The following is a 9,779-nucleotide window of genomic DNA, read 5'->3' as shown; positions in this document are numbered from 1 at the left end:
GCTCCGATTGAATATCGAATCTCGATGGCTGCATAGTCTTTTTTTACAGCTGTCCACTTGACGGGGGTAAGACCAGAAGAACTGTCTTTTTTGGTTATTTTATTCCAAAGTTTAGCGATACTCCAAATGATAATAATCATGATGGAAGCGATAATTGACCAAACAATGGATACAACTTCAAGTGCCATGTTGGGAAGGAATGTAAGAATAGAAATTCCTTTATGGAATAACCATTCGATAAAATGAAAGCTCATTTGTAGTAGGAGCACAATTCCAATTATAATTCCAGTTACAATTTGTTTCCCTTTTTCTTTCCACATGACATTCACCTCATGTTAACTCATTAATTTTAAGCCAACTGCACCGCATAAAATGCAGCTTAAAAAGGCAAGGCGACGCCAATCAGCTGATTCACGGAAGATAAGAATACCTAGAAGCGCACTTCCAGCAGTTCCAATTCCAGTCCAAATTGCATAAGCTGTTCCCATTGGTAATGAGTTCATTGCAAGTGATAAGAAGAAGAAGCTTACGGCAAAGTTAGCGATTAAAATAAGCTTAGGTGCCCAGCCTTTCTTTTCAGTGGCTACTTTCATAAACAGTACACCAACAATTTCACAAATACCAGCAATAATTAAAAATACCCATGCCATTTTATGCAGCCTCCTTCTCTTCTTGTTTACCCGTTACTCGTTTTAATCCAATAACGCCAAAGAAGATTAAACCAATAAATAAGATTTTTACAATTGAAAATGGTTCTCCGAAAATAAAGATTTCTGTAAGAACGATTCCACCGGCTCCGATTCCTGTAAAGACTGCATATACAGTTCCAACAGGTAGATCCTTATAAGCTTTAAATAATAGGACGAAACTAATTGCGATTATAAGAGCAACACCAACCCATTCAAGTGGAGTAGTTGCGTGCTTTAGTCCAATCACCCAAAAAATTTCAATGATGCCAGCTAAAATTACATAAATCCATGCCATATATTATTTCTCCTTCCTACCAGTCGTTAGGTGAAGGGCTGAAAAACGACGCATTGCTATTTGCAATCCGTCATTGTGAAAGCCCTCGCCAAAACACTTTCCAAGAAGCACTTAAACGGGTCTCAAAGCGATTTAAGCCTGCGTACAATAGTTCAACCATTAGACCGTCAAGTAAGCATAAATAAGCCTCTAAAGCGTCTTGTATTTCAAGGTTATGCAGTTCACCTTGTTCATTTTCTCGTTTGAATACAGGAAATAAAAGTTCTCTGATGTTTTCAATGTGAGCATTTGATTTTTCAATAATTTGTTCGCGAAATGCATCAGGCGGAAAATAGGAAGTGCGTAACCAAAACATCGATTCTTCACTTTCACCAAATCGCTTTGCGTAACCTTTTAACAAGTTTACAAGTAATGCTTCAGTAGATGACTTTGAAAATTTTTTTATATCGTCTGTAAAGCATTGTAAATCTTTTTGAAGAGCAGCTTCTAAGCAGATGAAGTATAATTCTTCTTTTCCCTTAAAGTGTGCGTAAATCGATGGTTTTTTAATCCCGACTTCCTGTGCAATATTTGCTAACGAAGTCCCTTCGTAGCCATAGCGTGCGAAATGAGAAAGTGCTACAGCTTTAATGCGGTTTGCTGTCATTTTCATCCCCTACCTACCATTCGTTAGGTTCATTGTAAAAGAGAATAAGCATAAAGTCAATGAGTCAAATGATTTAAAAAGAGTACCTGAATTGGCACTCTTTACACAGTTTTTCGTTCAATTAAATGGAAAGGGAGTTCCTCTGAGCTACCTATAATTTGTTCGGCCTGTATTTGCTTATGAAATAAAGAAAAGGCTCGAGTACCCATTGTTAAACCAGGATGTTCAATTGTTGTAATCTCTAATGCTGTTGAAATTTCATGGTTATCAAAGCCAAGAATGGCGAGATCTTCTGGTACACGTAGGCCGTGTTTTCTTGCTTCAGTTGTTAAACCAGCGGCCACTTGATCATTAGCAGCAAAAATAGCAGTTGGGCGCTCTTTCATGTTTAAAATACTGTGCAGAACTTTTGCACCATCTTGCATATTGTAACATTGGTAAAACATCCAATCTGGTTGTACTCTTTTTTGGGCAGTATGAAGAGCATCGGAAAAGGCTTTTTCACGCTGCTTTGTATTTATGCTATTTTGCCTTGCTAAACAAAAACCAATCTTCTCATGACCTTTACGCAATAAATATTCTGTACCAATGCGAAACCCTTCATAATGATTAACATAAACAGATGAAACGAGGGGATGCTCCATCTTTTCACATGAGATGATAGGAGCGAATTTTGCAAATGGTTCAATTTGTTCCCACGAGCTTGCGCGTGAGCAAATAATCATGCCATCAAATTGTTTCATTTTCATCATCTCTAGAACACGAATTTCTTCTTTACTATCATAGTTCGTTTGGCATAGGTTAATCTGATAGTCAGCAGCTAATGCTTCATTTCCAATCCCTTCAATAATTGTACTAAAGTAGGGTAAATTAATAAAAGGAAGCATAACACCGACCGTCAATGTTTTTCCTGTTATTAAATGAATTGCATTTATATTTTTTGCATAATTTAGTTCTTCAACCGCATCTAAAACGCGTTTTCGTTTTTCATCGCTGACGTAGGGATGGTCATTTAGCACGCGTGAAACCGTCGTTATAGATACCCCAGCGGTTTTCGCAATTTGTTTTATATTCGCCATATGTATCACCTCTTCGTTCATTATATAGGCAAATAGATAAGAATGGAAAAAATACTGAAAAATGCTTGACCTGAAAAGCTTTTCACAATCTATGTTATAAAAGGACCTTCTGTTATTCGCGTAACCTTTTTATTTTGGGCGTAAGAGTAGCAGAAAGTCTTTTTTTGTCTAAATAGAAATGCTGTGTCAAAATGTGTGAGATAAACGAGGAAAGTTTCCAAAGGGAGAATGAACAAGCGAAGCGAATATGAACAACATACTAACGCTTTGTTCGTAAAGGGAGCGGTATGAAAGGGCGGAAACAAATTGAAAAAAGGGCTCATTTGTTTCGTGTTTTCTAGTGTGTTACTTAGCTTATGTTCGTTTCAACAAACGATAAATGAAGATAAAAATTTTGTGGAAAGCACAGGAGGGGCTACAGATCGCGTATCTGGTCCTATCTTATTAAAAGATGTTTCTAATTATTTTCCAAAATCAGTTAAAGTTCCAACGTTTTTACCGTATGACATTACGAATGATATAAAAGGGGAAGTAAGAGCAATTGGGAAGAAGAACGCTGTCTTAACGATTAAATATAAGCAAAAGGAAAAAGAAAAAAAGATTATGTAGAATTAACAGTTGCTAACTTTTCTTATAGTTTTCCGTATATTGTGGAACAAAATCGATTTCAGGAACAAGTGAAGTTGAATAATGGGGCAACTGCTTATTTTAAAAATAGGGATGAATTTGAACAGGGGGAAGAATTTGCAACGCTTATATGGAAAGAGAAAGGGCTGGAATATCAGTTGTTGTATCGAAATACAGAAGTACAAGATGGAGAAGTAGTAAAAAAGAACTTACTATATATTGCGAACAACATGGAAGAAAAGAACTAGCGGATGAATCATGCTAGTTCTTTAAAATATTATTTCTTTTTAATTTTGCCTGTCCAAGATTTAAATCCACCTTGTAGTTGGTAGAAATCTTTGTAACCTTGTTTTTTTAGATATTGAGCTGCACGTCCTGTACGGAATCCGCTTTGGCAGTATAAATAGACAGGTTGGTCTTTACGTAGCTCTTTGTAACGCATACGGATTTGTGATAATGGAATGTTACGAGCACCTAAAATATGCCCCGCGTTAAATTCATCTGCTTCACGAATATCGATAAGCTGTGCCTTACGGTAGCCAGCGCGAAATTCTTCTTCTGAAAGTGTTTTAATTAATTTTTTCTGATAGAAAAACATCCATACAGAGTAGCCGATGATTCCTACGATTACGGCTAATATAATAATCAAGTTTGTTGACACGATTCTATCGCTCCCTTTTTTCTTATCCTACTTTCAATATTATAATGCCCATATGTATTTATGCAACAGGTTCGTTCGGTGAGGAGGAGAAATTTCGTATTCTTTCACAAATTTTGTCGAATTTGTTAGACTAGAGATTGTGAAAAATAATTGGTTATATGAGGTGCAGGATGGGAAAAGAAAAATGGTGTTATATTAACTCTGGTCAATGTTCACCAGCATTTAATATGGCGTTAGATGAATGTTTATTAAATTGGCAAAGTGAAAAGAAAATGCCGCCGACGATTCGTTTTTATGAATGGGAAGTGCCAACATTAACAGTAGGGTATTTTCAACGTGTAGAAAAAGATATCAATATGGATGTAGTAAATGAAAAGAAATATGGTTTTGTTCGCCGTCAAACAGGTGGTAGGGGTGTATTGCATGATAAGGAATTAACGTACAGTGTTATCGTTTCTGAGGATCATCCGAATATGCCGAAAACAGTTACGGAAGCATACCGAGTAATTTCGCAAGGGTTATTAGACGGGTTTAAGGCGTTAGGATTAGAAGCTTACTATGCGGTTCCAAAAACGGAAGCAGACCGTGAGAATTTAAAAAATCCACGCTCAGGCGTATGTTTCGATGCACCATCTTGGTATGAAATTGTTGTAGAAGGCCGAAAGATTGCTGGAAGTGCACAGACACGACAAAAAGGTGTTATCCTGCAGCATGGATCTATTCCGCTAGAAATCGATTTAGATGAGCTGTATGATTTATTCTTATTCCCAAATGAGCGAGTGAAAGAGCGTATGAAGAGCATGTTTTCTTCTAAGGCCGTTGCAATCAATGAATTAACAGATCGAACGTTTACAATCGAACAGTTGATTGAAGCCTTCCAAGTTGGATTTGAAAAAGGCTTAGATGTGGAGCTAGTTCCGTATGAACTAACGGAAGAACAGCTTAAGGAAGTGCAAACATTGGCAAAAGAAAAGTACGAAAGTGATGAGTGGAATTATAAAAAATAAGGAGAGGGCATTTGCCCTCTCCTTATTTTTATAGTAAATTCAGTACTTTTTCTACTTTGATTCCTTTATCTTGTAAAGAACGAAGACGATTTACAACATCCATAATCTCTTTATCAAAAGTAACGCTAATTCCTTGGCTTTGTAATTCTTCTTTTAAGTTTTCAATGGAATCATCTATATCGATGCCAAGCTCATAATCTTGACATACTTCAATTGTTTTCTTCACAAGCTTCACATAATTTTCTTGTAGTTTTGAATTCGCTTCGGCTGGAGCCGCTTGTTTTGGTTTTGTAGGCATAGCCGAAACCGTTTCTTGCTTTGCAACCGGAGTGGGTACTTCTTTCTTTACAGGTGCTGAAGTAGGTGCCGCTACAACTGTCTCTGAACGTACTGGCTTTGGCGCTGGTGCTGGAGTAGGTTTAGGGATTACAACGGGTTCTTCAGCACGTGTAACAGGCTTTGGAGCAGCTGTGACTACTTTAGGTACTTTTTCTACCACTACTTCTTTTTTGGGAGCAGTTTCTACAGGTGCCACTTCCTGTTCAGCTGCTTCTTTATTCTCTTTGCTCCACATAACGCGTTCGATTTCTAGGGAAACATTGTTTTTGTTCATTGCGGTTAATGTAACTTTACCAACTTCAGCGTTTCCAGTGAAATCGACAATTTTATAAATCACACTTTTGTTCCAATCTACGTTCCCGCTCAAAAATAATTCTTCGTTACATTTTGGCGTTAAGCCCTCGATTTTAATTTCTGCATTTACACCGTTTTCACTATATACCATAATTAGCGAAGCATTTACATCTTCGTCTGCTAACATTAGTTCACGTACCATTTTGCCGGTGCGTACTTGCGTTTTTTTCTTAAGTGACATCAAATTTCCCCTCTCAAAAATTCATTAATAATAAAAAAATCGTATAACGAAAAATAATTGCTCACGAAGAAATATGATACCGATAATAAAAGCATCACGTCAACAATTAACTTTAATTATTTTGCATTTTTCTTTTTTTCTTTATGAAATTTTTCAATTTGTAAAATTAGACAGAAGAAAAACAGCCTTTTGAAGGCTGTTAAAATCTAGAGGTTTTATATAAAATTTTGTATAAAATGTAAAAGGAAATTGTAATAAGAGCACCTTGCCAAACTGTTAAGTTATAGGATAAATAAGGTTTTGTTTTAAAGTAAATATCTGAAAACACTGATAATCCAAATGGTATACAAGCTGATAATATGAGCATAATTTTTTGCTTCCAAGACGCTAGCATTGTGAAAGAATATCGTCTTAATACGGAAAAAGTTAAAAAAGTACCAGTGGTTAAAATAATAGCTGACAATATTGTTCCTAGGATACTAAATGGAATCCCTGGTTTATTTGCATGATTAAAAAATACATGCGTAAATGTATCATATCCAAATTGGATAGCTAACAATAAACTAACTGCAAAGCCAATACCTGCACCTTTTTCGAAAGTAGTTTGGTGCTCAGAGGAATTAATTAATTCATCGCAATATGCTTTTAAATCCTCTCCAAAAATATCATAGGCATTTTTACTATTTTTTTGAGCTTCTAAAAGGTGATCTAGTATTTCTAATAATAGCTCCTCCATTTGCTCCTGTGGAATACTAGTAAACCGCAAATATATGAGCATATCTCCATAGATAGCTTCATTTTCGGGGGTTAGAAGTTTGCGTTTTTTATTGTTAAGTTCAACCATGTCTTTTGCCTTCAATCCTCTCACTCCCTGTATAATTAAAAGTTGACGCGTCTATAAAAAATTTTATAAAAAAAATAAAAAGTGATGGCAAGTAATGATCCAATCCAAGGAGAAAGTTGATACTTTATAAATGGACGGTCTATAAAAAATAAAGAAATGACAATGAGTATAAACCATGGACTTTGTTGGTAAATGAATCTCGTTATGCGCTTCCAATTACCCATATGGTTATTGAATAAATCCCCTTTGATAAAGTCAAATACAAAACGGATAGCAAGGTGTATAGCGATAATGATTACAAATACATATATAAAATTTATCTGTACAAATTGAAAGCGTTTGTTATCAGAGAAAAAGGGTAAAATAAAAGCGACAAGAGAATTAATAGCGAAAAATATAGCGAGTAAATAACTACTCATAAAGGCTGGTGTGGCTATTTTCTGCCATATATTTTGTTTTGGAAGTGCAGTGATTATTTCATCACAGTAAGCTTGTAAGTCAGTTCCGAAAATATCATAAGCATTTTTCTTTTCTTCTTGTGCATCAAGCAAGTGATCTAAAATCTCTAATAGCAGTTCTTCTACTTGCTGTTCTGGGATATTAGCTAATCGAATGTAAACGAGCATATCCCCGTAAGCCGCTTCATTTTCCTCCGCCAATAATTTGCGTTTTTTATTATTCAGCTCAATTAAATCTTTCGCTTTCATCAATCTCACTCTCCCTGCAATAAATTATTTACCGTTGTCGAAACCATCCCCCAGCTCTTCTTAAACTCTTCTAGCTGTTCGAACCCTTTATCGGTTACATGATAATATTTTCGCTTTGGCCCAAGGCTAGAAGCTTTTAATGTACCAGCAATGAGTTTTTCTTTTTGCATTCGTAGCAAAAGAGGATAGATACTACCTTCACTTACGAATGTAAAGCCATGTTGGTTTAATTTCGTACTCAGTTCATATCCATACACTTCTTCTTGCGAAATGATATATAAAATACATCCTTCGAGCACACCTTTTAACATTTGACTATGCAATTGCGTCACCGCCTTCAAGTAACTTGTTGTGCAAGGTAGTTGTTATCTGAATTATAACATCCGGTAACTTGCAACACAAGTTACTAAAGTGGAAAATTTTAAACAGCGCTGTCAGCATGCGTTTGCTCATACTAAAATGAGGAAGGGAATCATATGAAGCCATTTATGCCAAAGCTTGTTTATTTTGAATCGGGTACCACAACATTTGAGGATCGAATTGAAGCAGCCCGTAAAGTAGCGGGAGCAAATTTTCCACTTGGTTTTATTGATGCTCCAATTTATATGCATGAAGGTTGGGAAGACGGGTATCGTGAATTATTTGAACGACTTTCTGATGCGTTAAAAGACTTAACCCTACTAAATTTATCATTCGAATTGATTCAACATCGCTTTACTAAGCCAGCGAAAAAGGTAATACAACAACGTTATCCCAATACGAAACTCGAAATGGATGAGGAGAAACGAAAATATAAATGGGGACGATATGGCATCGGAAAATATGTATATCAGAAAGATGATGCAGTGAGGTTAGAGGAAACGATAAGAAGATATATTTACGAATATTTTCCGAATGCTGAAATTCAATATTTCACATAAAAGAATCTGTATATACATGCAGATTCTTTTTATGTTTCATAGCTTTTGGTCTGTTTCCACCCTTGTCATGATACCCTTTCTGGTGTATCATTTTATTGATTGCTTAGTGCGGAAAACACAAAATAAAATTGGATGGAGGAAGCCGATGCCTACCCCTAGTATGGAAGATTATATTGAACAAATTTATTTGTTAATTGATGAAAAGGGATATGCCCGCGTATCTGATATTGCTGAAGCGCTTAGTGTACATCCATCCTCTGTAACGAAAATGGTACAAAAGTTAGATAAAGATGAGTATCTAATTTATGAAAAATATAGAGGGCTTGTATTAACATCAAAAGGGAAAAAAATCGGGGAGCGTCTTGTATATCGTCATGAGTTACTAGAACAATTTATGCGTATCATCGGTGTGGATGAAAGTAAGATTTATAATGATGTAGAAGGAATTGAGCATCATTTAAGTTGGGAAGCTATTGACCGCATTGGTGATTTAGTACAATATTTTGAGCAAGATGAACTTCGAATTGAAACACTTCGTGGTGTTCAAAAAGCAAATGAAGAGCAGGGGAAGTAAAGGGAACGAGAGGCGTTTCCTTTTTTGTTTAGAAGAGGAATTTACTTTATTTAAGTTGAATGTATAGAGATGTGAAAAATTGTTTTGTAAAAGGCGGGATCGGAATGAAAGCAATTATTTTTGACTTTGATGGATTAATTGTAGATACAGAAACAATTTGGTTCCAAGCTTTTCAGGAAGTAATTCGCGAATATGGTGGAGATTTACCTCTAGAAGAGTTTGCAAAATGTATTGGAACAACAGATGAAGTGCTTTATACATATATTGAACAACAATTGAAAGAGCAATTTAATAAGAACTTGCTAAAAGAAAAAGTTTCGGCTTTACATCAAGAGAAAATGAAAATACCAGTAGCTCGTGATGGTGTGAAAGAATACTTAGAAGAAGCAAAAGGTCTTGGAGTAAAAATTGGTTTAGCTTCTAGTTCTTCAAGAGAATGGGTTATTGGGTTTTTAGAAGATTTAGGGATTCGGGAGTATTTTGAAGTAATTAAAACGAAAGAAGATGTGGAGAAAGTAAAACCAGATCCAGCACTGTATAAAGCGGCTATTGAAGAACTGAAAATTGATTCTTCAGAAGCTGTTGTGTTTGAGGATTCAGTAAATGGATTGAAAGCAGCGATTGCGGCAGGATTAAAATGTGTCGTTGTTCCAAATGAAGTTACAAAGGCTTTGCAGTTTGAAAATCACCATCTTCGCTTAGGAAGTATGAAAGAAAAAAGCTTAACAGAAGTACTTCAATATGTGAGGGAGCATAAATAAAAGAAAGACCGCATTTCCTATGAACTGTACCCTATAAAATGGACAGTTTAATAAAAAGACCTTTAAAAATTAGGCACTTAAAAGATGGTTCCGGT

At 35.7% G+C, this 9,779-nt stretch carries 12 protein-coding genes and 3 pseudogenes; 5 read left to right on the top strand and 10 right to left on the bottom strand.

From position 1 onward, the window contains the following. Window positions 1-74: 74 nt before the first annotated feature. The 5 genes and pseudogenes from JDS96_RS28670 to JDS96_RS28650 all read right to left on the bottom strand — a co-directional run. A pseudogene (locus JDS96_RS28670) lies at window positions 75-320 on the bottom strand (DUF3975 family protein); the annotation flags it as partial. 15 nt (window positions 321-335) lie between these two features. Beyond that, window positions 336-650 carry a DMT family transporter gene (locus tag JDS96_RS28665; RefSeq protein WP_003200292.1) on the bottom strand — a complete coding sequence of 105 codons (315 nt, stop codon included), beginning with the start codon at window positions 648-650 and terminating at the stop codon, window positions 336-338. Between the two features lies 1 nt (window position 651). After that, complete coding sequence (locus JDS96_RS28660) at window positions 652-984, bottom strand: DMT family transporter (RefSeq protein ID WP_003200294.1); 333 nt, start codon at window positions 982-984, stop codon at window positions 652-654. Window positions 985-1,054: 70 nt separating this feature from the next. After that, window positions 1,055-1,636, bottom strand: coding sequence for a TetR/AcrR family transcriptional regulator (locus tag JDS96_RS28655; protein ID WP_199668843.1), 582 nt, complete (start codon window positions 1,634-1,636; stop codon window positions 1,055-1,057). A 95-nt stretch (window positions 1,637-1,731) separates the two neighbouring features. Next, a complete protein-coding gene (locus tag JDS96_RS28650) occupies window positions 1,732-2,709 on the bottom strand; it encodes a LacI family DNA-binding transcriptional regulator (RefSeq protein ID WP_199668842.1) in 978 nt (325 codons plus the stop codon). 330 nt (window positions 2,710-3,039) lie between these two features. On the opposite strand from JDS96_RS28650, the pseudogene JDS96_RS28645 reads away from it, so the two are divergent. Continuing rightward, window positions 3,040-3,584 (top strand): annotated as a pseudogene (locus JDS96_RS28645) (DNA polymerase III subunit delta). A 29-nt stretch (window positions 3,585-3,613) separates the two neighbouring features. Here JDS96_RS28645 and JDS96_RS28640 read toward each other — a convergent pair. Continuing rightward, window positions 3,614-3,997 carry a rhodanese-like domain-containing protein gene (locus JDS96_RS28640; RefSeq protein ID WP_003200301.1) on the bottom strand — a complete coding sequence of 128 codons (384 nt, stop codon included), beginning with the start codon at window positions 3,995-3,997 and terminating at the stop codon, window positions 3,614-3,616. Window positions 3,998-4,167: 170 nt separating this feature from the next. On the opposite strand from JDS96_RS28640, the gene JDS96_RS28635 reads away from it, so the two are divergent. After that, window positions 4,168-5,004, top strand: a complete 837-nt coding sequence (locus JDS96_RS28635; RefSeq protein ID WP_003200303.1) for a lipoate--protein ligase family protein — start codon at window positions 4,168-4,170, stop codon at window positions 5,002-5,004. Between the two features lie 28 nt (window positions 5,005-5,032). On the opposite strand, the gene JDS96_RS28630 is transcribed toward JDS96_RS28635, so the two are convergent. The 4 genes from JDS96_RS28630 to JDS96_RS28615 form a co-directional block, all read right to left on the bottom strand. Beyond that, a complete protein-coding gene (locus JDS96_RS28630; RefSeq protein WP_098017476.1) occupies window positions 5,033-5,878 on the bottom strand; it encodes a hypothetical protein in 846 nt (281 codons plus the stop codon). A gap of 199 nt (window positions 5,879-6,077) precedes the next feature. After that, window positions 6,078-6,722, bottom strand: coding sequence for a hypothetical protein (locus JDS96_RS28625; protein ID WP_374221021.1), 645 nt, complete (start codon window positions 6,720-6,722; stop codon window positions 6,078-6,080). Between the two features lie 35 nt (window positions 6,723-6,757). Further along, entirely contained in the window at window positions 6,758-7,429 is a 672-nt protein-coding gene (locus JDS96_RS28620; RefSeq protein WP_003208478.1) for a DUF1129 family protein, read from the bottom strand. 5 nt (window positions 7,430-7,434) lie between these two features. Next, on the bottom strand, window positions 7,435-7,752 hold the full coding sequence (locus JDS96_RS28615) for a PadR family transcriptional regulator (RefSeq protein WP_016132003.1): 318 nt from the start codon (window positions 7,750-7,752) through the stop codon (window positions 7,435-7,437). 183 nt (window positions 7,753-7,935) lie between these two features. On the opposite strand from JDS96_RS28615, the pseudogene JDS96_RS28610 reads away from it, so the two are divergent. From JDS96_RS28610 to JDS96_RS28600, 3 genes and pseudogenes are all read left to right on the top strand, one after another. After that, a pseudogene (locus JDS96_RS28610) lies at window positions 7,936-8,349 on the top strand (spore photoproduct lyase family protein); the annotation flags it as partial. A 145-nt stretch (window positions 8,350-8,494) separates the two neighbouring features. Further along, complete coding sequence (gene mntR / locus JDS96_RS28605; RefSeq protein ID WP_016116280.1) at window positions 8,495-8,923, top strand: transcriptional regulator MntR; 429 nt, start codon at window positions 8,495-8,497, stop codon at window positions 8,921-8,923. A 104-nt stretch (window positions 8,924-9,027) separates the two neighbouring features. After that, window positions 9,028-9,684: an HAD family hydrolase gene (locus tag JDS96_RS28600; RefSeq protein ID WP_026008605.1), complete on the top strand. Its 657-nt coding sequence runs from the start codon at window positions 9,028-9,030 to the stop codon at window positions 9,682-9,684. Window positions 9,685-9,779 lie beyond the last annotated feature (95 nt).

The organism is Bacillus cereus group sp. N21 (genome assembly GCF_016483395.1).
In the GTDB taxonomy this organism is placed as follows: domain Bacteria; phylum Bacillota; class Bacilli; order Bacillales; family Bacillaceae_G; genus Bacillus_A; species Bacillus_A pseudomycoides.
This window is presented reverse-complemented; position numbering and strand designations above follow the sequence as displayed.

Coding starts and splice junctions, on each gene's coding strand:
- JDS96_RS28655 (WP_199668843.1), bottom strand. CDS start 1,636: ATGAAAATGACAGCAAACCGCATTAAAGCTGTAGCACTTTCTCATTTC.
- JDS96_RS28665 (WP_003200292.1), bottom strand. CDS start 650: ATGGCATGGGTATTTTTAATTATTGCTGGTATTTGTGAAATTGTTGGT.
- JDS96_RS28620 (WP_003208478.1), bottom strand. CDS start 7,429: ATGAAAGCGAAAGATTTAATTGAGCTGAATAATAAAAAACGCAAATTA.
- JDS96_RS28625 (WP_374221021.1), bottom strand. CDS start 6,722: ATGGTTGAACTTAACAATAAAAAACGCAAACTTCTAACCCCCGAAAAT.
- JDS96_RS28630 (WP_098017476.1), bottom strand. CDS start 5,878: ATGTCACTTAAGAAAAAAACGCAAGTACGCACCGGCAAAATGGTACGT.
- JDS96_RS28660 (WP_003200294.1), bottom strand. CDS start 984: ATGGCATGGATTTATGTAATTTTAGCTGGCATCATTGAAATTTTTTGG.
- mntR (WP_016116280.1), top strand. CDS start 8,495: ATGCCTACCCCTAGTATGGAAGATTATATTGAACAAATTTATTTGTTA.
- JDS96_RS28650 (WP_199668842.1), bottom strand. CDS start 2,709: ATGGCGAATATAAAACAAATTGCGAAAACCGCTGGGGTATCTATAACG.
- JDS96_RS28635 (WP_003200303.1), top strand. CDS start 4,168: ATGGGAAAAGAAAAATGGTGTTATATTAACTCTGGTCAATGTTCACCA.
- JDS96_RS28600 (WP_026008605.1), top strand. CDS start 9,028: ATGAAAGCAATTATTTTTGACTTTGATGGATTAATTGTAGATACAGAA.